The sequence below is a fragment of the Streptosporangium sp. NPDC048047 genome, assembly GCF_040653115.1.
Lineage (GTDB): Bacteria > Actinomycetota > Actinomycetes > Streptosporangiales > Streptosporangiaceae > Streptosporangium.
In genome coordinates, this window is the sequence record NZ_JBEZNH010000013.1 from 100,937 (window position 1) to 124,008 (window position 23,072).

General features: G+C 69.7%; 24 protein-coding genes and 1 tRNA gene. 6 read left to right on the forward strand and 19 right to left on the reverse strand.

From position 1 onward, the window contains the following. Nucleotides 1-99: 99 nt before the first annotated feature. Nucleotides 100-1,491 (reverse strand): hypothetical protein, encoded by a 1,392-nt coding sequence (locus AB0D67_RS14440; protein ID WP_362934125.1) that lies wholly within the window; start codon nt 1,489-1,491, stop codon nt 100-102. Nucleotides 1,492-1,748: 257 nt separating this feature from the next. Next, on the reverse strand, nt 1,749-2,165 hold the full coding sequence (locus tag AB0D67_RS14445; protein WP_089210725.1) for an SsgA family sporulation/cell division regulator: 417 nt from the start codon (nt 2,163-2,165) through the stop codon (nt 1,749-1,751). Nucleotides 2,166-2,624: 459 nt separating this feature from the next. Between AB0D67_RS14445 and AB0D67_RS14450 the strand changes: the two genes are divergently transcribed. After that, nucleotides 2,625-2,699: transfer RNA gene (locus tag AB0D67_RS14450), tRNA-Val, on the forward strand. Between the two features lie 64 nt (nt 2,700-2,763). On the opposite strand, the gene AB0D67_RS14455 is transcribed toward AB0D67_RS14450, so the two are convergent. The 15 genes from AB0D67_RS14455 to AB0D67_RS14525 all read right to left on the reverse strand — a co-directional run bounded on the left by AB0D67_RS14455 (nt 2,764) and on the right by AB0D67_RS14525 (nt 14,314). Beyond that, nucleotides 2,764-3,930, reverse strand: a complete 1,167-nt coding sequence (locus AB0D67_RS14455; RefSeq protein ID WP_362934128.1) for a site-specific integrase — start codon at nt 3,928-3,930, stop codon at nt 2,764-2,766. After that, nucleotides 3,927-4,151, reverse strand: coding sequence for a helix-turn-helix domain-containing protein (locus AB0D67_RS14460; protein ID WP_362934131.1), 225 nt, complete (start codon nt 4,149-4,151; stop codon nt 3,927-3,929). Before AB0D67_RS14460 ends, AB0D67_RS14455 begins: the two co-directional genes overlap by 4 nt. Before the next feature lie 139 nt (nt 4,152-4,290). Beyond that, complete coding sequence (locus tag AB0D67_RS14465) at nt 4,291-5,469, reverse strand: DUF3631 domain-containing protein (RefSeq protein WP_362934134.1); 1,179 nt, start codon at nt 5,467-5,469, stop codon at nt 4,291-4,293. Between the two features lie 33 nt (nt 5,470-5,502). Continuing rightward, nucleotides 5,503-6,828, reverse strand: a complete 1,326-nt coding sequence (locus AB0D67_RS14470; RefSeq protein ID WP_362934137.1) for a bifunctional DNA primase/polymerase — start codon at nt 6,826-6,828, stop codon at nt 5,503-5,505. Between the two features lie 236 nt (nt 6,829-7,064). After that, complete coding sequence (locus AB0D67_RS14475) at nt 7,065-9,389, reverse strand: DNA translocase FtsK (protein ID WP_362934140.1); 2,325 nt, start codon at nt 9,387-9,389, stop codon at nt 7,065-7,067. Further along, a complete protein-coding gene (locus tag AB0D67_RS14480; protein ID WP_362934143.1) occupies nt 9,389-9,769 on the reverse strand; it encodes a hypothetical protein in 381 nt (126 codons plus the stop codon). Before AB0D67_RS14480 ends, AB0D67_RS14475 begins: the two co-directional genes overlap by 1 nt. Before the next feature lie 15 nt (nt 9,770-9,784). Then, nucleotides 9,785-10,102, reverse strand: a complete 318-nt coding sequence (locus AB0D67_RS14485; RefSeq protein WP_362934146.1) for a hypothetical protein — start codon at nt 10,100-10,102, stop codon at nt 9,785-9,787. After that, nucleotides 10,099-10,380 carry a hypothetical protein gene (locus AB0D67_RS14490; RefSeq protein WP_362934149.1) on the reverse strand — a complete coding sequence of 94 codons (282 nt, stop codon included), beginning with the start codon at nt 10,378-10,380 and terminating at the stop codon, nt 10,099-10,101. The genes AB0D67_RS14485 and AB0D67_RS14490 overlap by 4 nt, the downstream gene beginning before the upstream one ends. Continuing rightward, complete coding sequence (locus tag AB0D67_RS14495) at nt 10,380-11,369, reverse strand: hypothetical protein (protein ID WP_362934151.1); 990 nt, start codon at nt 11,367-11,369, stop codon at nt 10,380-10,382. The genes AB0D67_RS14490 and AB0D67_RS14495 overlap by 1 nt, the downstream gene beginning before the upstream one ends. Continuing rightward, nucleotides 11,366-12,034 carry a M48 family metalloprotease gene (locus AB0D67_RS14500; RefSeq protein ID WP_362934154.1) on the reverse strand — a complete coding sequence of 223 codons (669 nt, stop codon included), beginning with the start codon at nt 12,032-12,034 and terminating at the stop codon, nt 11,366-11,368. The genes AB0D67_RS14495 and AB0D67_RS14500 overlap by 4 nt, the downstream gene beginning before the upstream one ends. After that, a complete protein-coding gene (locus AB0D67_RS14505) occupies nt 12,031-12,984 on the reverse strand; it encodes an NUDIX domain-containing protein (RefSeq protein WP_362934157.1) in 954 nt (317 codons plus the stop codon). The genes AB0D67_RS14500 and AB0D67_RS14505 overlap by 4 nt, the downstream gene beginning before the upstream one ends. Nucleotides 12,985-13,090: 106 nt before the next feature. Further along, nucleotides 13,091-13,549, reverse strand: a complete 459-nt coding sequence (locus tag AB0D67_RS14510) for a transcriptional regulator (protein ID WP_362934160.1) — start codon at nt 13,547-13,549, stop codon at nt 13,091-13,093. Between the two features lie 182 nt (nt 13,550-13,731). Next, the gene (locus tag AB0D67_RS14515) at nt 13,732-13,878 is read right to left on the reverse strand and encodes a hypothetical protein (protein ID WP_362934163.1); all 147 of its coding nucleotides are present in this window, start codon (nt 13,876-13,878) and stop codon (nt 13,732-13,734) included. A gap of 2 nt (nt 13,879-13,880) precedes the next feature. Continuing rightward, a complete protein-coding gene (locus AB0D67_RS14520) occupies nt 13,881-14,186 on the reverse strand; it encodes a WhiB family transcriptional regulator (protein ID WP_362934166.1) in 306 nt (101 codons plus the stop codon). Further along, nucleotides 14,183-14,314: a hypothetical protein gene (locus tag AB0D67_RS14525; RefSeq protein ID WP_362934169.1), complete on the reverse strand. Its 132-nt coding sequence runs from the start codon at nt 14,312-14,314 to the stop codon at nt 14,183-14,185. The genes AB0D67_RS14520 and AB0D67_RS14525 overlap by 4 nt, the downstream gene beginning before the upstream one ends. A gap of 180 nt (nt 14,315-14,494) precedes the next feature. On the opposite strand from AB0D67_RS14525, the gene AB0D67_RS14530 reads away from it, so the two are divergent. Genes AB0D67_RS14530 through AB0D67_RS14540 form a run of 3 tightly spaced genes read left to right on the forward strand, consistent with a single transcriptional unit; the run spans nt 14,495 to nt 15,739 of the window. Beyond that, nucleotides 14,495-14,830 carry a hypothetical protein gene (locus AB0D67_RS14530; protein ID WP_362934172.1) on the forward strand — a complete coding sequence of 112 codons (336 nt, stop codon included), beginning with the start codon at nt 14,495-14,497 and terminating at the stop codon, nt 14,828-14,830. Then, nucleotides 14,823-15,374 carry a hypothetical protein gene (locus tag AB0D67_RS14535; protein ID WP_362934175.1) on the forward strand — a complete coding sequence of 184 codons (552 nt, stop codon included), beginning with the start codon at nt 14,823-14,825 and terminating at the stop codon, nt 15,372-15,374. The genes AB0D67_RS14530 and AB0D67_RS14535 overlap by 8 nt, the downstream gene beginning before the upstream one ends. Next, nucleotides 15,371-15,739, forward strand: a complete 369-nt coding sequence (locus tag AB0D67_RS14540; RefSeq protein ID WP_362934178.1) for a hypothetical protein — start codon at nt 15,371-15,373, stop codon at nt 15,737-15,739. Before AB0D67_RS14535 ends, AB0D67_RS14540 begins: the two co-directional genes overlap by 4 nt. 49 nt (nt 15,740-15,788) lie before the next feature. Here AB0D67_RS14540 and AB0D67_RS14545 read toward each other — a convergent pair whose 3' ends face one another. Both AB0D67_RS14545 and AB0D67_RS14550 read right to left on the reverse strand, forming a co-directional pair. Then, on the reverse strand, nt 15,789-16,790 hold the full coding sequence (locus tag AB0D67_RS14545) for a hypothetical protein (protein ID WP_362934181.1): 1,002 nt from the start codon (nt 16,788-16,790) through the stop codon (nt 15,789-15,791). Nucleotides 16,791-17,648: 858 nt separating this feature from the next. Beyond that, a complete protein-coding gene (locus AB0D67_RS14550) occupies nt 17,649-18,290 on the reverse strand; it encodes a hypothetical protein (RefSeq protein WP_362934184.1) in 642 nt (213 codons plus the stop codon). Nucleotides 18,291-19,156: 866 nt separating this feature from the next. Here AB0D67_RS14550 and AB0D67_RS14555 point away from each other — a divergent pair. Together AB0D67_RS14555 and AB0D67_RS14560 are read left to right on the forward strand one after the other, a co-directional pair. Then, complete coding sequence (locus tag AB0D67_RS14555; protein WP_362934187.1) at nt 19,157-20,602, forward strand: endo-1,4-beta-xylanase; 1,446 nt, start codon at nt 19,157-19,159, stop codon at nt 20,600-20,602. Between the two features lie 146 nt (nt 20,603-20,748). Further along, nucleotides 20,749-23,010: a catalase gene (locus AB0D67_RS14560; RefSeq protein WP_362934190.1), complete on the forward strand. Its 2,262-nt coding sequence runs from the start codon at nt 20,749-20,751 to the stop codon at nt 23,008-23,010. Nucleotides 23,011-23,072: the final 62 nt, after the last annotated feature.

Below are 23,072 nucleotides of genomic sequence, written 5' to 3' on the forward strand. Positions count from 1 at the left end.
GAATTTTTGTATTGATCTTGGCGTTTCATTCACCCACCCCTGCCCGCCGCGCCCGCCCCCCCCCCCCCCCGCCCCCCCCCCCCCCCCGGGGCCGTCCGGTCAGTCCGCGTAGGACACCTGGGTCTGGGCGTTCAGCTCCTCCAGCCTGACCTTCTTCGCCGGGTCGGTCAGCGGGTCGTCGACACGGAGCACGTCCAGGCCCCGGGTCATGTCGCTGGAGTAGATGTGGCCGTTGTAGTAGTAGGCCGACCACGAGCCGCCCGCCCGGCCGTCTTCGAGGGGGCCGCGCTCGAAGAAGCCGATCTCCTTCGGACGCGCCGCGTCGGTGAAGTCCCAGATCGACACCCCGCCCTGGTACCACGACTGGACCATGACGTCCCGGCCGGGGACCGGCAGCAGCGACCCGTTGTGCGCGACGCAGTTCTCCCCGGGCCGCTGCTCGCGGGGGATCTTGAAGTAGGAGCGCAGCCGGAGGGTCCGGCCGCCGACGACGTCGTACACCGCGCTCGCCCCGCGGTTCGCCGGGGTGCCGGCGTCGCAGGTGGCGACGGTGCCGCCGCCCAGCTCGTCGCCGAAGACCACCTTCCGGGCGTCGCCGGAGAAGGTGGCCGAATGCCACAGCGCGAAATGCTTCTCGTCGCGCACCCGCTGGAGCACCTTGGGACGGACGCGGTCGGAGATGTCCAGCAGGAATCCGTCGCCGAAGCAGGCCGCCGCCGCCAGGTCCTTCTCCGGGTAGACCGTGATGTCGTGGCAGCCCGCGGGGTGATCGACGTCCTCGGCGCCGGAGATCCGGGGCCGCGCGACCACCCTGGCCGCCGCCGGCTTCCCGACCGGGACCTTCACCACCGAGAACCTGTCGTGCGGTGCGGGACAGGTCCGGGAGTCCGGCTCGGGGCCGGGGGAGGAGACGTAGAGGTACACGGTCCGCGGGTCGTCGCCGGGCACGAGGGTGTGGGTGTGGGAACCGCAGTCGGTGCGGACCGCCGAGACGAAGACGGGACGGGCCCTGTCGGTGATGTCGAAGATCCGGATGCCCTCCCACCCCTCGGCGAGCCGGGCCGCGCCCCGGTCGGTGTCGCACCGCGCCCCGCGCCGGGGGGAGTCGACCGACAGGAACAGCAGGTTCCCGTGCACGGACACGTCGTTCTGCGCGCCGGGGCACAGCACCCGGCTGAGCACCGCGGGCTTTCCGGGGTCCGCGATGTCGTACACGGTGAAGCCCTCGTAGTTGCCGACGAACGCGTGGTTCCCCTCGAAGGCGAGGTCGGTTCCCCAGGAGTCGGGGCCGTCGAACGGCGCCGCGGGCGGGACATTGGCCACGTGGGTGACGTTGGGGCTGCGCGAGACGTCCTCGGACGCCGGTCCGCTCGGGGTCCGCGCCGGCGGAGCGGCCCGGGATCCCCCGGTGTCCGTGGTCTCCGGACGCCCCGCGGGTTCGGGGCCGGCGGCGCATCCCGCGGCGAGCAGCAGGGCGGTCAGGATTGGCACCACGGTCGATCGCACGGGGTTCCCATCACGTCGGCGGCCTTTGCCCCATTATGGAAGCCGCTCGCCGTACGCGGGGCCCGGGTCGGAGGCGCTCGCCGTACACGAAGACCGGGATCGAGGGCGCTCGCCGTACGCGGGACCCGGGTCGAAACCGTGCGCCGTGCGCGGGGACCCGGATCCACGCCGTGTTCCGTACGCGGGTCCGGGCGCGCCCGCCGTCGTCGTGGCGGGCGCGGGGTTGCGCCGGATGAGGAGGCTCAGGAGCTCCAGAGCATGTTGCTGAGCTCTGCGTCGAGGTCCATGAAGTCGGTCTCCCGGCCGGCCGGCACGAGTTCGTAGGTGCGGTGCAGGAACTCCGTCAGCGGAGCCAGCGGCACCTCGAACAGGGCCTGCCCGAACGGGGACGTGAGGCTGATGTGCAGGGTGCGCTCGCCGTCGGCGCGCGCGGGCCACACCTGGACGTCGCCGTCGCCGACGCGCCGTACGATGCCCACGGTCAGCAACTCGCGGGCGAAGATCCACTCGACCGGTTCGTCGTTTCCCACATGGAATGCCATTCTGATCGCGTACGGGTCATCGGCCGTGTAGCTGAGACCGGCGAGCAGGGGGACGGTGGTACGGTCGGGGACCACAAGCCGAAGGCCAAGCTCGGCGGAGACGGTGGAGCTGTTCATCGTCAGCCAAACCTTTTTCGTCGTAGGTCCCCTCTGCGGGGCTTTCACTGCTCTGGCGGACTGTGTCCCGAGCTATGACGCGGAACAAAGAAACCTGTAGGAAAGATTCCGCCTCCAGGCCCTTCTGTAACACACATCACAGCGCGACATTTGGGCCTCTACCTGGCTAAACATCTCCAACAGGGCCATATTTACAAGGGTTTTGCGTATCGTTTTGGTCACCGTCGACTCCCCGGGCAGGGCGTCTCGGGCATAGGGGGTCAGCCTGGGCTGGTTCAGTGCTTGTTCGGACTAGGTCGATGCTATGACACCGTAGCCCCCCGGTGGACGCATCCTCCGATCTTTGGGCCGTCATCGTGTCGCCCTCGCGGGCGTCCCGCGGCCCGGGGCGCGCTTCGCCAGAACGCCGGGAGTGCTGTATGGTTTTCCACGTCGGCACCGCAAGACGCCGGACAGGGCGGGCGATTAGCTCAGCGGGAGAGCGCTTCGTTCACACCGAAGAGGTCACTGGTTCGATCCCAGTATCGCCCACCAGCTCAGAGGCCGCTTCCCAAACGGGAAGCGGCCTTTTTGATCTTCTGCGTGACTAACTGAGTGACTACGCCCCGTCGCTGGCCCTCGGGAAGATGCGATCCATGGCCTCGGCGCCCTCCAGCAGCACCGGCCGGAGCTGCTTGCGATAGACCGTCTCGGTCACGGTCGTGTTCCTGTGACCCACCAGGCGCGAGATGTTCTCCAGAGGCACCCCGCTGTCGGACAGCAGCGACACGAAGCTGTGCCGCATCTCCCGGGGGACCCACTCGTCCGCGGCCAGACCCGCCTTCTGGGCCACGGTCCGGAAGGCCCGGCGGACGTTGCCCGCGTCCAGCGCGGTGCCGTACCGCGTGCAGAACACGAGATCCTGATCCTGCCAGCCGGCGCCCGCCTTCTCACGGGCGACCGCCTGGCGCTCCCGATGCCGTCGCAGGGCTTCTACGCATCGCTCGGGCATAGCCAGGGTCCGCCGGGACTTCCGGGTCTTGGTGTCCCCGCTGGCCCGTACGGAGCGCCACAGCATCACGGAGGGCGGCACGGGCGGGTCGGCGGCCGGCTTGCCGTCAAGGTCAACGTGCGACCAGGTGAGGGCGCGCAGTTCCTCGGTCCGCGCCCCGATCAGCAGCGACAACACGATGTAGGCGTACAGGCTCGTGCTCTCGGCGGCTCTCAGCAGGGCTTCCGCCTGATCCAGGGTGAGCGACTTCGACGGGCGGCCGTCCTTCCCCTTCGGGACCTCGCAGAGCATGACCACGTTCCGCTTGACCTTGTCGCGGGCCTGGGCGCGGTCTATGGCCCGCTTGAGGATGGAACGGAGGTCCCGAAGGGTCCGGGTGCTGACCTCTTTGGACTTGGCGGCCAGCCAGCGGTCCACGTCATCGGCGGACAGCTCACGGAGCTTCCGGGCGCCGAGGGCCGGGATCACGTGCGCGTTGGCCAGGATGGTGCGGTTCTCGACCGTGGCCGGGTCGCGGCCGTTGAGCCCGTAGGCCAGCCAGTCGCGCACCGCGTCGGCCACGGTGCCGCCGTTGCCGGTGCTGGACAGCCCGTCCTCGTGGTCTCTCAGGATCTCCTTGAGCTTCGCCTTGGCCTCGGTCTTGGTCTTGCCGCTGGCGCGCTTGGTGATCCTCTTGCCGTCCGGGGCGTAGCCGAGACTGGCGGTGGCGATCCAGCGCTGCCGCTTCTCGTCCCAGTGCAGTCCGCCGTCACCGCGGCTACGTCGCTTGGTCATCGGGTGCTTTCCTCTGCTTCCTTCTCCAGGAGGGAGATGTAGTCGCGGATGGCGGTTGCCGAGATGAGACGGGCTCGACCCTGCTTGACCGAGCGGAGACGGCCGGCCCTGATCTGCTCGAAGATGACGGTCTTGCCGAGGCCGAGCATGGTCATGGCGTCTTTCACCCGGTAGAGCCTGAGGTCGTCGAGCCGGACACCGTCCGGCGCCATGGTGGTCATGACAGGGGTTCTCCTCCGCGATGCGCGTGGATCCGGGTTTTCGGGGATGTCGGGTCACTTCTGAGGGGGGTAGCCGTCCCAGCCGTCCCAGACTCATTTCCGCAGCTCAAGCCTGGGACGGCTTTTTCGGTGGGACGGCTCAAGCCGTCCCAGGGATCGGAGCCGTCCCGCTCTGACCTGCACTGATGATGCTGGGACGGCTGGGACGGCTACCCCTGGCGAACGGGAGCACATCGGCTTCCGGAACGGGGTCGACGGCGGGGCAGTAGCGCGTCCAGGCGTCGGTGAAGTCGGCGCGGTGGTAGCCCTTGGCCTGGGTGCCGTCGGGGAAGCGGATGTTGGCCGAGCGGATGTCGTACTCGCGCAGGATCGCGCCGAGCCGCATCGCGGTCAGCCCGGTCGGCCCGTAGTCGGCCCAAGGTGCTTCGGGGTCGGCCTTGAGCCGTTCCAGCAGGGTCGCGGTGGGCAGGGCGGTGTCGGTGCCGAAGGCCGTGCGGCAGTCGGTCAGCAGCCGGATCCGCGGGGAGGGCTGGCCGGACTCGTCGGCCTCGGCGGTCAGGGCCAGGACGGCGGCGCGGGCGCGCTCGGGCCAGTGCCCTGCGGCATGGTCGGCCACGGCCACCAGGGGCTCCCAGGTATCGGCGGCCCGGTCCTCCACCGGCATGGCGGGTTCGGCCTGCTCCAAGGTGGCCAGGGCGGCGCGCAGCCAGGCGGCCAGGTCGTCGGCCAGCTGGCGCAGCGGCGGCCGGTCGCGCCGGTGCCGGTACGGCGCGACCGTCTCACCGGGACCGCGCCGGCGCATCCGAACCACTACGGCCCGGTCCTCGATGGTGTCGGGCATGGCGCCGATCCCGGCGAGGGCGGCCATGGCGAACGTCGGGATGGACTCCACCCGGTTGGCGTTGGCGTCGTAGCGCTTGGCCGGGCGGTTGCGCTGGTGTCCGGCGTTCAGCAGGCCGCGCAGGTCCTCGTTGCCGTCGGCCTTCGGCCCGAAGATGGTGTCGGCCTCATCCACGAGCATGGTCGGCGGGTCGTCGCTGATGGACCGGTAGACCGCGGCGCTGGAGCTGTTGACGGTGATGAACGGGTTGTGGCAGGTGGCCTCGACCACGTCCAGCAGCCGGGACTTGCCGCACCGCTTCTCGGGAGCGCGGATCACCAGGCGGGGCGCATGCGCCCAGGCCGGTTGGGCGTGGGTGGCGGCGATCCACAAGGTGACCGCGTCGGCGGCCTCCGGGCTCGGCAGGATGACGTAGCGGGTCAGCGCGGCCAGCAGGGCGTCCAGCAGCAGCGCGCCGCGCATGGTGTGCTCAGACATCGGTTCAGCTCCTCAAGTGCGTCGATCGGGTGGTCATGCGGCCACCGTGCGGGGCCGCTTGGCACCGGCTCTGAGGCCGGAGGCGATGGTGCGCAGGGTCTCGGCGCGGCTCAGCCCGGCATCGACCCCCTCCTGTTCCAGCAAGGCCGTCACCTCCGCCTCGCCGAGCGCGCCACCGGCGACCAGCTGGCCGAGGGCGATTGCGGCGAGGTAGAGGGTGCCGTTGCGCTGGCCTTCCGGGGCGGCGGCCACCCGGTCAAGCTCCCGGGTGATGGCCGCGTGCAGGTAGGCACCCCGGCGGGTGTCGGGCAGGCTCAGCCGGACCGGTGTCGGCGCCGGACGGGGCGGGGGTGCAAGCAGCTGGAACAGGAAGGGGGGCAGCGGGGCCGGGGGCGCGTTGTGCAGCACCTCATAGCCGCCGGTGCCGTCCGGCCGGTTCACGTAGCTGCCGGGGCCGAGGACGTAGCCGCCATGGGCGCGGGTGTCGATCAGCCAGCCCAGGCCGTTGCCCTTGTCGCCCTCGGTGTTGCCCAGCCGGACCCCGTCCGGCGCGGCGAAGTACAGATGGGTGCCACCGCGGCGGGTGCGGACCTGGAAGGTCTCCAGCGGCAGTGGCTGGCCGGCGCGCTCGCAGATGACGGCCAGCACGTCGGCGCCGTCGCTCACCCCCGGCAGGTCCCAAGGGGGCGGCGGGCGAAGCCCGTCCTCGTCGGGTTTTGGGGTGTCCAGGTCGATCACCACCAGACCGGACGGACCGCAGGCGATGCCGATGTTGTACGGCGCCCGCGACCAGGTCCGCCGGATGCGCTCGGGGTCGGTGGTGGCCTTGGCCTCCCAGTCGGTGAAGCCCTTGACGGGCGGCTTGTCGCCGACGGCGACGGGGAAGACGTGCCAGCCACGAGCGGCGGCGGCCAGCGCGTAGCGCAGTTGCTCGGGGTGCGGCATGGCGGGTGCTCCCTCGCGGTGCGGGTGGCGGTGGACGGGGATGCTGGCGGCCTCGGTCAGGCGGTCGAGGAGGATCGCGCCGTGGCAGAGGTCCGGACGGCCCGGCGCGGGCAGCTTGCACCAGCAGGCCACGTCCCGCCCGGTCAGCTCGGCGCGGGCGCGGGCGATCAGGTCGGGGTGGTCGTCCAGGTACCGCTCCCAGCGGCGCAGGGCTTCGGCCAGGCCGTACCGCTTGACCGTGAAGGGGTTGGCGTACGGACTCGCGGGGAGGCCGGGCGCGGTGCGACCGATGTAGACCGCGCCGTCCGGGATGCGGCCGCGGTAGAGGTCGCCGAGAACGCGGACGCGGCGGCCCATCGCCGACCCCGGGAGGGGCGCGGCGGGGGCGTGGGTGGCGGTGATCAAAGTGGGCATGGCGGATGTCTCCTTGAAAGTGAGGTGTGGGCGTGACAAGTCGGCTGTCACGGAAAGGGGCTGGGGATGGGAGTTACAGGTCAGCGGTGGTGTGACACCGTGACGGCAGCCCCGTGACAAGTGGTGTGACAGGCGCGTGACAAGATCATCGGCGCTGGTGCGCGCCGTCCCACGCGCAGCCGCACGAGGGCGGCGGGCGCCCCGGGTGTCACGAGGGGCGCCCCGGGCCGGTGGTCTCAGGCGGCGCGGTCGTAGTCCTCGCGATCCAGCGGGGACAGGTCGGTGATGGTGTAGGTGCGGGTGCTGCCGGACTGGCGGGCGGCCAGGACGCCGCGGTCGGTCAGGTCGGACAAGACCTTGTAGATCCAGGCGCGGCCGTTGCCGGTCTGGGCGCGGACCTGGGTCAGGTCCTCGTCGGTGGCGGTGAAGGTCGCTGCTCCGTTGTGGTGGCGGTGACGCAGCCAGGCATACAGGAGCCGGCGGGCCTCGGCCGGGTGCATCTTCACCGCAGGGGCGTCGGACTGCAGGGACTCGGCCTCGGTCGCGGTGGGCTCGGCGACGGTGTCGTCGGGGCCGGCGGTCAGGGCTGGGTCGGGGTCTTCGACGCCTGCCAGGGCGGCGGTGACGAGGTCACCGGTGGTGCGCAGGTGCTCGATCACGTCCGGGACGGTGGGATCGTCGGCGGCGATGAGGACCGTCCGGTCGTCGCTGCCGGGTGCGGGCGGGCCGATGACACCCTTGCGCTCCAGGGCCTCCACCAAGCGCAGGCAGTCTTCCCTGGAGATGCGCAGCTTGCGCTGCAGCATGGCCGTTGAGACGTGCTGGGTGGCGATGATGAGCGCGGCGGCATCGCCCAGCAGCCCGGCGAAGGCGGCGGTGAAGTTCCCCTGCTCCTCCTGCTCGTGATGCGGGGCGGTCGGGGCCGTACGGGCGGCGGACAGCGGGAGGACCGCTCCGGTGCCGGCCGGGGCCGGAACGGCGGGCGGTGCCTGCGTGGTGGGGCGGGCCAGGGCGGCGGTGAAGGGGTCGGCCTTCTTGCTCGTGGCGGGGAAGGCGGCGGCGTGCGCGGTCATCGCCGCGCGCGCCTCGCGGCTGCTGCGGCCCCAGCTGAAGGTGCGCAACGGCATGGCGTAGTGGGTGGTGCGGATGCTCTTGCCGTCGAGATAGGCCATGCCGGGGTAGTGGTCCTCCCACTCATGCGGCTCGACGTCGGCCTTGCGCTGACGGGAGGAGACGCCGTACTTGACGTCATCGGGATCGCTCAGGCCGAAGCACATCTTGGCCATCTGGGACCGGAAGATGGTGGGGATCTGGGTGTAGTCGGCGCGCTGCAGCGACAGGATCACGCTGCCGCCCGCGGACCGGATCTCCTTGAGGATCTCTCCCAGCAACTCCTCGTCCTGGCCACCGATCTCGCTCACCAGCTTGGCGATCTCCTCGATGTGCAGGTACCAGTAGGTCAGCCCGCAGCCGGGCTCCCAGTTGCTGTATCCGCGGCTGGCCAGCCACTTGGTGCGCTCGGGGATCGCCTTGTGCATGGCGCGGATCAGCTCGACCGCACCGGCCTTGGTGGTCTCGAACCGGTGCAGTCCCTCGCGCAGCGGTCCCATGGTCTGGTCGTCTTTGCTGATGTCGATGGAGAACACCGCGGCGTCGTGCCGGGTGATGATCTCCCCGATGATGTTCCACGCTCCGCCGATGCTCTTGCCGGAGCCGGTCATGCCCATGATCTGCAGGTGGTGGCCGACGAAGTGGTATTCCACCTCGTCGCCGTCCTGGTAGACGCCGATCCGCAAGGGTTTGTCGATGGAGGCGCCCGGGTGGGAGGGGCCGGGCCAGCCGATGGGCTGGCGGATCGCGCGCGGGTCGGAGACGGTGATGTGGGCGTGGTCGGCGCGGTCGTCGTTGCGGGCTACGACCACGCTGCCGGGCGGCAGCTGCATGCCCGACTCGATGCGGCCGGTGGCCTTGATGGCGTCGTCGGCGGTCTTCTCCCCGGGGGGTAGCTGCATCTGGCCCTTGACCTTGTGGCTCGTGATCTCGGTGGCGCGCACCTTCGCGCCCTTGAGACCGGCCTGCTCACGAGCGCGGGCGAACAGCGACCCCAGCGCGTCGCCGCCGTCGGCCTCGCCCTCGCCACCGGCGTTGCGGATGACGGTGCGGATGTTCCACGACAGGGCCAGCGTGGCACCGCCGAAGAACAACGCGCCGTTCACCACGGGGGAGCCCAGGCCGGTGATGGTGGCCGTGGTGAACCACGCCGAGGCGGCGGCGGTGGTGATGGTGGCGTGCAGGCGGCCGATCAGGCGCCGCTGGTGGGTGATGGCCCAGGTCAGGCTGGTCAGCACGGTGGAGCCGAGGGTGCAGCCGACCGCGGCCCATGTCACCTCCGGCGTCTGCCCCCACAGGGCGTGGGAGAGGGCGCCGGCGGCGGCCTCGGTGCCGAGCACGGCCCACGGCGGGACCAGGACGCCGAGCTTGGAGACCGCCGAGGCGGCCAGACGCTCCATGGTCGCCTCCTGCACCAGCTGCAGGGACGGAGACGATGTCTTGCGGGCCATCACAGGTCAACCTTTCCCTTGTAGTCGGAGCGCTTGGCGGAGCGCTGTTCCAGTGCCTCCAGTGCCTCCACGAACTCCTGGCGGAACTGCAGGTTGAACTTGACCGCCTCGGCCGAGATGCCGAGCACGACCTCACGTGCGTGGCGCAGGTGCCGGGCCACCCGCCAGGCGCGGGCGCGGACGTCCACCCCCAGCAGCAGCGGGTGCCCCTTCAACTGGGCCATCGCCGTTTCGGCGGCGGACTCGGCCACGTCGAGCTCGCGGACCAGATCGTGGGCGAACTGCTGCGTGGCGATGCTGTAGGCGGCGATTTTGGCCGGGACCTTGCCGTGGAACTCGATGTTGGCGATCTCATCCAGCCGGGTCTGTCCAGTGCCCATGACCGATCTCCCCTTTCAGGCGGTGGGCGTGAAGTGCTTGCGGTAGGAGCGGTGGAAGTGCTCGCCCTGCTCGGCCAGGGCGGCGGTCAGCTCTTGCGCGCGCTGCAGGCGCTTGGCCACCCGGCGGGCGCGGACCTTGGAGTCCAGGCCGAACAGCAGGACGTGGCCCTTCATGCTCGACATCGCGGCCTCGGCGTCCACCGCGGCGATCTCCAGTTCGGTGCCCCACCGCTGGGCCAGCCCGGTCAGCGCTCGGCCGTAGGCGTGGAACGCGGCGCCCAGGGAGCCGGTGAATTCGATGCTGGACAGCTCGGTGATGGTGCGGCGTTTCATCGCCATACCTCCTGGTCAGAGTCGATGACGTCGGCGTCGATCGCGCCGGCCGCGGCCGTGCGCCATTCGTCGGCGATCACAACGGCCAGCCGGCGCAGTACCGGTGTGATCGGGGGCAGGCCCAGCAGCGCGGTCAGCCACGCGTCAGCGGCGGTGAGCAGCAGCATCAGCACGGCCAGGGCTCCCCGTACGGCGCCGCGCAGCCGCTCCCAGACATCGGCCTGCTGCCGGGTCCGCGCGGAGCCGGTCAGGCGGATGATCCGCACCAGGCGGGTCATCACGCGCCCCCGCCCAGCGCCGCCTGGACCCGGCGTGCGGTGTCGGTGCCGCACCCCAGCGTCTGGCGGATCTTGTGGATGCCCGGGTGGGCGGGCAGCTGCCCGGCGGCGATCAGATGCCGGATCCGATCGGCCAGCGTGGCGATGTCCGCACCCGCCGAGGTGTACCGAGCATCGCCGTTGTCCCTGTACGACGGGGCAGTACCCCCCGTACCGGAGCGGCCATGATCCAGGTCGGCGAAGGCGCTCAGGACGATGGGCAGCGCGGTGACGACGGCCACGGCGATGATCGGACCGAGGACGTGCAGCACGATCCCGGCGACGGTGAATGCCTTGCCCTCCGGCAGGGACCACGGCAGGTACGGCCAGACGTTCATGCCGAACGTCAGGGCCAAGAACACCTTCTCGATCCGCCCCAGGACGGGCGAGACGATCGGCTGGCCACGGGTGGCGAGGTAGGCGCGGGCGCCGACGACGAACAGCAGGGCCAGGCTCATGAACGGCTCGACCAGCCAGGCGAACACCCACGCCGGTGACCAGGGGGTGGCGCCCTCGGCGGCGAAGTGCTGCACTCCGGCCGTGCTCCAGGCCAGTGCCAGGGTCAGCGACACGATGGCGGCGCTCACCAGGAGGCGCAGCATCCGGGCGGCTTGCCAGGCGCGCATGGCCGGGTCCTGGCCCAGCTCGTGCAGCCGGACCGCCTCGCGGGCGGCCTTGCGACGCCGGCGGACGCGCGGGGTGTCCAGCAGAAGCGGAGCGTCGTCGTCCTGGAGTGCGGCCAGCGCGTGAGCTTCGATCACCTCTGCGCGCAGTCGCTGCACGCGCCGGGTCTCGCCCTCCGGGAGCGTGGACGTTGCTGGGGCCGAGCGCGGGGCAGGGACCGGCGTGGTGGGCGCCTTCGCGGCCAGGTGGCGTTCGATGTCGGCCAGGCCGCGGGCGACCTCGCCGGGTTCGGGGTCGGGCATCGGGATCGGGAACGTGGCGGTCATCGGGGACCTCCAGAAGCCTTCGGGGCCAACGGGTGGAGGGGCATCGAGTCGGACAGGCGGTGAAGCCGGGCACCGGTGGCGGGGTGGCCGCCCAGCAGCCAGCCGCCCAGGGCGTACCAGCGGGGCTCGGCGGTGATCTCATCGGCGAGGGACGCGGCGACGATGACGGCGCCGGGCAGGCCCACCGCCTCCAGCAGCGCCGCGGCATGCGCGTCGGCGGCGTACTCATCGGCTCGCCGTCGCCAGGCGGAGACCAGGAAGGCCACCACCGCGAGTACGGCCAGCACCGCGACGACCCACGCCGGGGCGGCCAGCGAGGTCGCCGCCCCGGCAGCGACCATGGCCCAGATCGTGATCCGCTCCAGAGCAGGAACGAGCCAGCCTGCCGGGTGCCCCAGCGCGTGATGGGCGATCTCGTGGGCGAGCGCGCCGTACAGGGACATCTGGCGTCCATCGGCCAGCAGGTCAGCGGCGATGCCGACTCGGAGCGGGGCACCGCACGGCCGGACCTCGGCGCAGGCGTTGTCACTGAAGGCGTCGGTGACGTAGACCAGCAGGCCCGGCAGGCCGGCCGCGTCCCCCAGGGTCGCGGCCAGCGTGGCCAGTCCCGCCAGGACGGTGGGCGAGGCGTTTTCGTGCTCGGGCGTCGACATCGGGCTGATCATGAGGTCACCTCCCGGGTGCCCGCGCTCGGCGCGCGCAGGCGGGCGGCGGCCTCGGTGGCCAGCTCGGCCAGCCGCTCCATCGCCTCGGCCTCGGCCTCGATGTCGGCCCCGGTGGAGTTCAGCGCGAACCAGGCCGGGGCGTTGGAGATGTGCAGCACCAGCAGACCGGAACTCGGAGCGTCCGCCAGGGTCGTCAGGCGCATCTCCGCGGAACGCGGCGCGTAGATCCCCACGGAGGCGGCGAGATGACTCCTGCCACTGTCCATAGGGCGGGAAGCGGGCTGGTCGAGGACATCGCGCAACAGGTCCGTGTGCGCGGCGAACACGCGCCCGCCGTAGGCCATGGCCAGGTGCGCGGTCAGGCCGGGGTAGCTGTCAGCGCGTACCCACGCGGCGCGGGCGGCGTCGTCGGCCCCGGCCACGGCGGGCAGGTCAGCGCGGGCAACGGTGCCCAGGTCGCAACGGGCGGGGACGGTCACCATCCACGCCTCGTCCGAGGCACGGGGGTCGGGCACGTAGCGGGGCGGGAGCGGCTGCCAGCGCGCGCCGGCCTCCAGGGACAGGCCGGTCTCCTCGGCCAGCTCGCGCACCGCGGCCTCGGCCGGGGCCTCACCGGCCTCCACGGTGCCGCCGGGCAGCGCCCAGCCGTGGCCGTCGCCACGCTCGACCATGACCAGCCACCGGTGGCCGTGCTCGTCGGTGGCGATCACGATCGCGTCGGCGCAGACCTGCTCGCCCCAGTGACCCAGCTCGTTGCGGCCGTAGCGGATGCCGGTCTTCTCGCACGGGTTGACCGGGCGGCCGTCGACCACCTCGAAGGGGATCACGGCTCGGGCCTGGCGGGGAGCCCAGTCGATCCTGGTGGGGTCGGTCTGCGCATCCGCCCAGCCCTCGGCGACGCCAATGGTCAGGACGTCGCGGTGGGTGTAGATGCGGCTGGTCTCGATCATCGCAGGTTCCTCCTTCAGCAGTCGCCGCGGCGGGGGCGGTGCGGCCAGCTCGGAACGGACGAAGTCCGTGTCGTGGTGGTCATGACGGACGGTTCTCCTCGGAATCTCAGGCGGTGATGATCAGGGCCGTGACGAAGAGCCAGCCGATGTGCCAGGACTGGTCGAGGGCGTAGGCGCCGGTGCCCAGGTGCGGGGCGTCATCCGTACCGGGCCGGGGCGTGCCCAGGCGGTAGAAGCCGCCCTTACCGAGGCGCTCGGCGAGCGCGGCGAGGGTGACGCGGCGGTCGGCCCAGTAGTGCGAGGCGGCGTCCACGGCCAGGCCGACGTACACGGCGACCAGGGCCAGCTGGAGGCCGGTGACGAGCTGGACGGCGAGCAGGAACGCGGCCTTGGTGACCGTCAGGGTGAGCACGTGGCCAGCGCAGGCCAGCCGCCCGGCGGCGGTCGGGGCGCCCTTGGCGCACGCCTGGTGGTGGGTCTGCACCCAGTGGTCGCCCACGGAGCGGGCGGCGAACAGGGCCGCGAACACTGCGGCGAAGGCGGCCAGGTCGGTGGTCGAAGTCATGGCGGTCACCTCGGGTCAGGGCGCGGAACGGGCGAGGGTGCGGCACATCCGGCAGGCGGCGGTGCAGCGGGCGCCGTGGCTGGGGCAGCGGGGGATCGGGCGGGCGGCGGTGGTGCCGCAGCGGCGACAGCTGATCGGGCTGTGGGAGCGGGAACCGCAATCGGTGCAGGAGAAGCGGGCCATCACTGACCACCTCCGCACGGGGTCTGCGTGGCCGCGGCGCGGCAGCCGGAGCAGACGTGGTCGTAGCCGAGGGTGTGGACCGAGCAGCGCGGCAGGTCCTCATTCCGGTGGCGCCCCGAGCACAGCGGGCACTGGTAGCGACCCATGGTCAGGCCACCTCCGCCAGTTTGGGGAGCGTGCCGGTCAGGTGACCGATCTCCTCAGCGGTACGGGCGGCCCACACGCCGGTGGCGGGGCGGACGGTCAGCGCGTAGGCCAGGCACAGCGGCCGCACCGGGCACAGGCCGCACACCTCGCGGGCCACCTGGACACGGGCGGCGCGCTCCTGTTCGCCCTCGGGGTGGTCGGGACCGGCATGCAGGTCGCGGTCATAGCGGCATTCGCCGACCTCGAACAGGACGCTCAAAGCGTCGGCCAGATTCAACGGCGGCGAAGTCATGGGGCGGGCGCTCATCGGTGCGCTCCGCACTGGCCGGTGCCCTCGCACACGCCGCACAGCTGGGTGGATGTCATCCAGCCGCCACCGCCGCAGCAGTGGCAGGGGTCCCGGAACCCGTTGGTTCCAGAGATGAGGTGGGTCATGATGAGGTGTCTCCTTCTGCGAGGGAGTCAGGGGCGGCCCGTGTCTTGGCGGATAGGGCCGCCCCGTTCGTGTAGGGGGTGCTACACGGATGACCGTACAGAGCCCCCTGCACGAACGTCAAGGGGGTGCTACACGATCTGTGCAGGGGGTCCTTGACGAAGCGGCGTACGCTGGGTCTCATGACAGAGGAGGATGCGACCAAGGCCGTTGCCGCTGCCCTGGCGGCTCTTGAGCGCGACTCCGAGGCGGCAGCGGGTGCCATTCGAAAGATCGGCGACCCCAACCAGGCGTTCCATCAGGCGACAGAGCTGGTAGAGACCCTGCGGAAGCTTTACGAAGCCTCTGCGGATCTGCGGGCTGAGCAGGCGGCTCGGATCTTCGAGACCGAACGCATGTCGCTGGCCGGACTCGCCGACCGGATCGGAGTGTCCAAAGCGAGGGCGGCTCAGTTGGTCAAGACGGCCAAGAGCGTAGGCCGGCCGAAGGCAGAGACATCGGAGGATGAACATGTCTGACCGCGCAGGGGTCCGCGTAGAGGTCTGGCCGGTGACGGCGGACTCCGTCGGACTCTGGCTGATCAGCGGGGCCGACGCATGGCGCTCAGGTCCCATCGCCCAGGACAGCGATCCGCACACCACCGTCGAAACGCTCCTCGCGGACCACTCGGCATCGGCCGACGTGACGCTCCTGCACTCCACCTCGTGGCGTGCGGAGGACGGCGACGTCATTCTGACGTACGTGGCCGTCGTCGGCTGCTCAGACCTGGCCCGCGAACAGTGGCCGGACGCCGCGCCGATCAATCCCGCACTGCCCGACGCGGTCGGCAAGCCCATCCCGGTGGAAGCCACCGAGGCACCGATTCCCCGGTACATCGACGTGCTCATGCACGGGCTAAGGCACCTGCGGTTCCTGCTCCACACCGACTCCGCCGCGCGGTCGGCGCTGTGCGATCGGTGGAAGGCGCACCTTCAGGCGTTCGTACCTGCCCTGGCCGGCATGTACGACCACGAGCGAGGCGAGGCGCCCATCACGCTTCCGGACGCGAGCCTCCTGTCATGAGCGAGGTTGGTGTGGACAGGGAGGAGTTCATCGTGAACAGGGCTCTTGATGAGCAGCGTGGATCACAGCGGCGGGCATATGCGGCTTTGGGAAGGCTCCTAGAGCAGGCGGTTACGGACGGACTTCCGGCCATCTCGTGGACGATCACGGATGGCTGTTCCGGCCCTACTTTGGTGGGGGAGTGCATCGCGGTCGATCCGGTGCAGCGCCAAGACGACTTCGAGGTATGGCGGCGCGCTATCAGCGCTGAGGCGTGGCCGGGCGGTCTTCGTCGAGGAGAAGGCGTTCACTTCCACGCCTCAGTCGCGGATGAAGAAGGTGTTTCAATCAGTATTACGGCTGAGATCTTAGCCGAGGAGGTGTAGTCCTCTTGTGTTGCCGAGAGCTTCACGCGAAGCTCTCGGCGCCAGATCTTCACTCGGTGTTATTTATAACTGATTCTCCCTTCGACGTGGCCCGAACGAGACCAGCAGCCCGAAGGATTAGGAGCACCTTTCTGGCCTCCTTGATCGATATATTCCACCGCTTGGTTATCTCATCGACTGTCGGCGCCGGAGATCCGTCTTTAAAGCTTCCGGAGGAGATTGATCTTCGATACTCCGAAACGATGTGAGACAGAGGAAAGTCTTTAAGTCCTTCGGCATATAACAAAATATATATCGTATCCCTAGACAGTCCTGTTGCCATGCTTATGGCTCTGATGTTTTTTTCACCCTGCTTGTAGAGCTCAAGTGCCAGGTTTTTCGTGGCGCTTTTGGGTGCTCTCTCGTCGCCTCGCTGAGCAGCAGCTATGGCTTTGAGCAGGCCAACATCGACGCTTCTTTCCTCCTGCTCGTAGGCTTTGGGTATGATCGCTCCATTCACCCTCGCTATGCTTTCATAATATGACAACAAAAAATCTGGAATGCGCGAAGAGATGTCGCCGTCTTTGGGTATCAGATCCTGATTCGTGAGTTGTGCTATTAGGGGTGCATGAAGTGAAAGAGCGTCGTTTTCCGATAGGAAAATAAACGACATTGGGAATTTAATCCAATCATTCCTATCCTCCACTTCCCAGAATGAAGTGACTTGCTCAATCTTTTTTTCCACTGCCTGCTGAAAGTGAACCTTTTCGATTCTGAATGGTTTTTCTGAGTCTGCATTTTTATCTATCGTAGCTCGGAGAAATGATCTTTCTACACTGACGGTTTTCTCTATTTCATCTCGATATGCATCATATCGCCGAATTGTGACAGTTCTTGAATCTTGAGTGCAGCTCAGCTCTCGCACTCTTTTCTTGCTCGTTTGTGCCAGCGCATCTTTTATTTTATCCGGTATTGACGTGCAATTTCTTGCTCGCCTTACTATCGCTAAAAGGAATTCTCCTTCGGGGGTTTCTTTGGAACCGTTGTCTGCATTTTGTCCCATAAGGGTCATGTGATGGTCCTTGTCTGTTTTGGCATGTCGACCTCTCGACATGTATAGCGCTCGACAGGGACGATCTCGTGATCGGGGGTATGTTTTATCCACTGCCGGTGAATAAAACATCACCTGGGTTCTAGGTTGAATGCCCTGGAGCAAAGGGGGAGGATTTGACGTGGCTAGGCTTCGCTAGAAAAATCTCACCAGAAAGGAGGTAAGTGTGGCGAAGCCCTCTGAAGGCTGGTTATCCCGGCTTATAACAGAAACAGGGCGGACAGTTCGGTATGCGTTGGACCGCTGGCACCGAACTGCCGCCCTGATAGCTCTGATCATCACCGTAGCAGCGATCGTTCACGTGCTAGGCATCGAGCTATAGCACAGGCTAGCCGGTAGGCGATGAATTTGCGAGATCCTCATATGGGACATTCGAGCAAAGATCTTCGCCTACCGGTACTTTTTGGCGGTTCGTATAGCTTTACTGCCCAGACTGCGAGGCGAGCCAGCCTCTCGCTTGCGTGACTAACTGTGTGACAACCGTGGCGAACCTCGGCGAACTCTCGCAGCCCTCTACGGCGTGCCAGCACGGGCAACCACACGTCCATACACTGGCCGGATCTGCCCCTTGATTGGTTCACACCGAAGAGGTCACTGGTTCGATCCCAGTATCGCCCACCGCATCAGAGGCCATCCGTGATCACACGGATGGCCTCTTCTGGTCTCACGGGCCACCGCGGCCCCCGCAGGGGGACGGATCGTCCTCCTGACCCACGGGTCTTCCCCGCCCCCGCCCCTCCGCCCGTTGCTCCCGGGGCGGGGATCACCGGCCGGCGCGGGACGTCCTCCAGCCCCGGCCGGCTCGTGGAGGACGGTCGTTCACAGCCGGCCCCGTGCCTCCCGGATCTGGCGCAGTACGCCGTGGGCGCCCACGGTCTCGGCGATCACGCCGGCCTCGTCGAGCAGTCCCAGCGCCTCGTCACGGCGGCCTTCCGCGGCGTTGACGTAGGCCAGTCCGACCAGGTTGGCGGCGACGCCGGGAAGGAACCCGATTGCGCGGCGGAGCCGGGTCGATTCCTCCAGGCGTTCCCGCGCCGCCTTCGGGCGGCCCGCCATCTGATCCGCGATGCCCAGGTGCCGGAGGGCGTAGGACGCGGTCAGAGCGTCATCGGCGCGCACCGCTTCCCGGTGCGACCGCTCCAGCAGGGAGACCGCCGCGGCGTCGTCATCCCGTACGACCTGATGGAAGCACCCCATCCAGAACAGGGCCTCCGCCTCGCCGCGTACGTCTCCGAGGGCCCGGTAGAGGCCGGCGGCGCGCTCGAACAGCCTCAGTTCCTGAGGATCCTCGCGTCCGTCGCCGAGGAACCGCGCGTGCGCGACACGGCCCCGGGCGAGGGCGAGGTCCGCCTCCACCGCGTCCAATTCCCGGTCGGCCGCCGCCACGGCATCGGTGTCGCCCTTGAAGACCGCTCGCTCGTACAGCGTCATGGCCTGCTCGATCCGGTCGTCCGCGCTCATCTCGCCCCTCACCGTTTCCGTCTGGCTCGCCGAACCCTAGAAGATCGGGACGGCGCGCGCACCCGGACGCCGTCTCCCGGTGTGCCGGGGCGGGGCGACATCCGGCAGGGGCGGACGTCGCGAGCCGGTTCGCAGAGGACGGGATCCGTACGGTGATCGTGCCGCCGCGCACTCGCCTCCATCGTGCGGCAGGCGGGTCTCATTCCCGAACGTCTACGCGATCTGCTCTGATCACCGTCGCGCTGCTCTGATCACCGTCGCGCGGTCTTCCGCCGATGACGCTCACCGGCCGGGCCCATGTGAAATTTTCACCGGTCCGGGCCGTCCCGGTGTCGCCGTCGTCTCGTGAAGAGCCAGGCCGGAGGGGCGGAGAGCGGGGGCGGCCGGTGCGGGGCGGACGGGGTTTGTTGACGCGTCCCGGCCCTTCGGATGTACTCCGCGACACCGCCGCGTTTCCCGCGGTGGTCGTATGGCCCGGGAGGTCGTCACTTGTTAGCGCTAACAAGCGATAGCGGCACCGCCGCCTCCTTCGCGGGCCGCGACCCCGCCCGTGACGCGAAGCGCCGCGGGATCCCGCCCGGGGCCGGCTGGGAGACCGTCCCGGGCGCACCGGCCGTGGGGAGCCCGGGTGGGACTCCCCACGGCCACCGCGCGCGCTGGAGCCTGACGTGCGGTCCCCGCCGTGGCCGCCGGGCCTGCCCGCCTGGGCGGACCCCGCCTGCCGGACGCCGGACGCGCGCGCCGGGACGTGGGCGGGCCCGTCCACGTCCGGGGCACGCCGGCGGACCGGCGACGGGCGCGCCGCGACCCGATCACCTCAAGATCAATCCGATTTCTCCAGATCGATGTCCGACGAAGGGACAGCCATGCTCGAAAACACCGTTCCCGGCCGCGGCCGCCGACGGGCCCCAGGCGGCTTCGGCCGGTTGACCGCCGTCACCGCCGCCGGTGTGCTGGGGGCCGGCCTCATGCTGGCGCTGCCGACCTCGGCGTCCGGCGCGGCCACCACGCTGGGCGCGGCGGCCGCGCAGAGCGGCCGCTTCTTCGGCGCCGCGGTGGCGGGTGGGAAGCTCGGCGACTCCACCTACGTGAGCATCCTGAACCGGGAGTTCAACTCGGTGGTCGCCGAGAACGAGATGAAGTGGGACGCGACCGAGCCCAACCAGAACCAGTTCAACTACAGCGGCGGCGACCGGCTCGTCAACCACGCGATGGGCCAGGGGATGAAGGTCCGGGGCCACACCCTGCTGTGGCACAACCAGCAGCCCCGCTGGGCGCAGAGCCTGTCGGGCTCGGCGCTGCGCAACGCCGCGATCAACCACGTCACCCAGGTCGCCACCCACTTCCGCGGCAAGATCAACTCGTGGGACGTGGTGAACGAGGCGTTCGCCGACGGCGGCTCCGGCGGCCGGCGCGACTCCAACCTGCAGCGCACCGGCAACGACTGGATCGAGGCCGCGTTCCGGGCGGCGCGGGCCGCCGACCCGGGGGCCAAGCTCTGCTACAACGACTACAACACCGACGGGATCAACGCCAAGAGCACCGGCATCTACAACATGGTGCGTGACTTCAAGGCCCGCGGCGTGCCGATCGACTGCGTGGGCTTCCAGTCCCACCTGGGCACCACGATACCGGGCGACTACCAGGCCAACCTGCAGCGCTTCGCCGACCTCGGGGTGGACGTGCAGATCACCGAGCTGGACGTGGCCCAGGGTTCCAACCAGGCCAACGTGTACGCCGCGGTGACGCGCGCCTGCCTGGCGGTCTCCCGGTGCACCGGCATCACGGTATGGGGCATCCGCGACAGCGACTCCTGGCGCACGGGGGAGAACCCCCTGCTGTTCGACGCGAGCGGCAACAAGAAGCCCGCCTACACCTCCGTGCTCAACGCCCTCAACAACGCCGGCTCGACGGCGACCCCCACCGCCACCCCCACCGTGACGCCCACATCGACGCCGACCTCGACCCCCACCTCGACGCCGACCACCGGCACCGGCGCGTGCCGGGTGAGCTACACGATGAACTCCTGGGGTAACGGCTTCACGGCCGGCATCAGCATCACCAACACCGGCTCGTCGGCGCTCAACGGCTGGTCGCTGGAGTTCACCCTGCCCTCCGGGCAGACCATCACCTCGGGCTGGAACGCCACCTACTCGCCCTCCAGCGGCCGGGTGACCGCGCGCAACGTCGACTACAACGGCGCGCTCGCCCCCGGGGCGACGACCGACATCGGCTTCCAGGCCGGCCACACCGGCAACACCTCGAAGCCGGACTCCTTCACCCTCAACGGCGCCTCCTGCACCGTCGCCTGACCCTCCGTCCGGCGGCGACCGACGCCACACCGGCCGGGCCGTCTCAGGGGGCGGCCCGGCCGGAAGATCGATCGGAGGTTTCGCCCCCCTACCCACGGGTAAGGCCGCTGACCTGGTCTTACACACTCCGTGGAGGAATTCGCCGGATGGACGCGAGCAAGCCCGCCAAGGCGGTCAAGGATGTCGTGAAGAACGCCGCCGAGAAGGTGGCCGACGCCCTGGCCCCGGATGTCCCCGGTTCGCCGGGGAGTGCCCCGCCGACCGTCGAGGAGCCGACGACGCCGCGCGACCCGCTGCCGCCGAAGAGGGAACAGGGCGCTCCGGCGACCGTCACGCCGACCGGGGCGGAGACCGGCGCGCCCGCCACCGCCAAGGGCCAGCAGGGGGCCTACCTCACCACCGCGCAGGGGGCGCGGCTGCGCGACACCGACCACTCGCTGAAGGCGGGAGAGCGCGGTCCGACCCTGCTGCAGGACCACCACCTGCGCGAGAAGATCACGCACTTCGACCACGAGCGCATCCCCGAGCGCGTCGTCCACGCCCGGGGCGCCGGCGCCCACGGCGTGTTCGAGGCCTACGGCACCGCCGAGGCGGTGACCAGGGCCGGATTCCTCAAGAAGGGACGGAAGACCGACGTCTTCGTGCGGTTCTCCACCGTCCTCGGCTCGCGCGGCTCGGCCGACACGGTCCGCGACACCCGCGGCTTCGCGACGAAGTTCTACACCGACGAGGGCACCTTCGACCTCGTCGCCAACAACATCCCGGTCTTCTTCATCCAGGACGGCATCAAGTTCCCCGACGTCATCCACGCCGGCAAGCCGCACCCCGACCGGGAGATCCCGCAGGCGCAGAGCGCGCACGACACGTTCTGGGACTTCGTCTCCCTGCACACCGAGGCGCAGCACCACACGATGTGGAACATGTCCGACCGCGGGATCCCGCGCTCCTTCCGGATGATGGAGGGCTTCGGCGTCCACACCTTCCGGCTGGTCGACGACGCCGGGGAGACGGTGCTGGTCAAGTTCCACTGGAAGCCCAAGCTCGGCGTGCACTCCCTGACCTGGGAGGAGGCGCAGATGCTCGGCGGCATGGACCCCGACTTCCACCGCCGCGACCTCTACGACGCGATCGAGGCCGGCGCCCATCCCGAGTGGGAGCTCGGCATCCAGGTGTTCCCCGACACCCCGGACCAGACCTTCGAGGGCATCGACCTGCTCGACCCGACCAAGATCGTGCCCGAGGAGCTCGCGCCGGTGCAGCCGATCGGGAAGATGACGCTCAACCGGACGCCGACGAACTTCTTCGCCGAGGTCGAGCAGGTCGCCTTCCACGTCGGCCACCTGCCGCCGGGCATCGACGTCACCAACGACCCACTGCTGCAGACGCGGCTGTTCTCCTACCTCGACACGCAGATCACGCGGCTGGGCGGCCCGAACTTCGCGCAGATCCCGGTCAACCGCCCCCGCTGCCCGGTCAACGACATGCTGCGGGACGGCTTCCACCAGCACGCCGTACACGCCGGGGTCGCGCCGTACCGGCCGAACTCCCTCGACGGCGGCAACCCGTTCGTCGCCGGTGACGCCGAGAACGCGTTCGTCGACGCACCGGTCGAGGTCGCCCAGGCGCGCAAGGTCCGCGCCAACCCCGTGTCCTTCGACGACCACTACAGCCAGACGCGCCTGTTCTGGCGGAGCATGTCTCCGGTGGAGAAGGAGCACATCATCCGCGCCTACACCTTCGAGCTGGGCAAGTGCTACGAGCAGGCGATCAAGGAGCGCCAGCTCCAGTGCCTGGCGAACATCGACCCGGTCCTCTGCCAGGAGGTCGCCACCGGGCTGGGACTGCCCGCGCCGGAGCCGGCGCTGCCGCTCGCCGACACGGCGCCCAGCCCCGCGCTCTCGCAGGTGGGCGGTGAGTGGCCGGCCGACGGCCGCATCGTCGGCGTCGTCGTCGACGATGACGCCGACCTCGACGGTGTGCGCGAGCTGCGTGCGGCCGTGTTCGCCGCCGGCATGGTGCCGCTCCTGATCGCCCCGCACGGCGGCATGGTGGGGGACATGCCCGTGCAGCGGACCTTCGCCACCGCGCGGTCGATCGAGTTCGACGCGCTGCTGCTGGCCGCCGCGCCGGCGCCCGCGCCCGACGCCGTGCCCGCGCGCGACGCCAAGGCGGGCGCCGCCGACTCCGCCGTGGTGGACCCGCGCGTGACGCTCCTGATCGACGAGTGCTGGCGGCACGCCAAGGCGATCGGCGCCTGGGGCGCCGGCGTGGCCGTGCTGGAGCGCGCCGGGATCACCGGCGCGCCGGGCGTCGTCCGAGGCGACTCCGCCACGGAGGTCCTCGCCGGCGTGCGCGGGCTGATGGCCGCCCACCGCGTCTGGGAACGGTTCCCCGCCTCGGTCTCCTGAGGCCCCGGCATCCGGCGGCGCCGACGTGAGGTCCTGGCGTCCGGCGGCGCCGACGTGAGGTT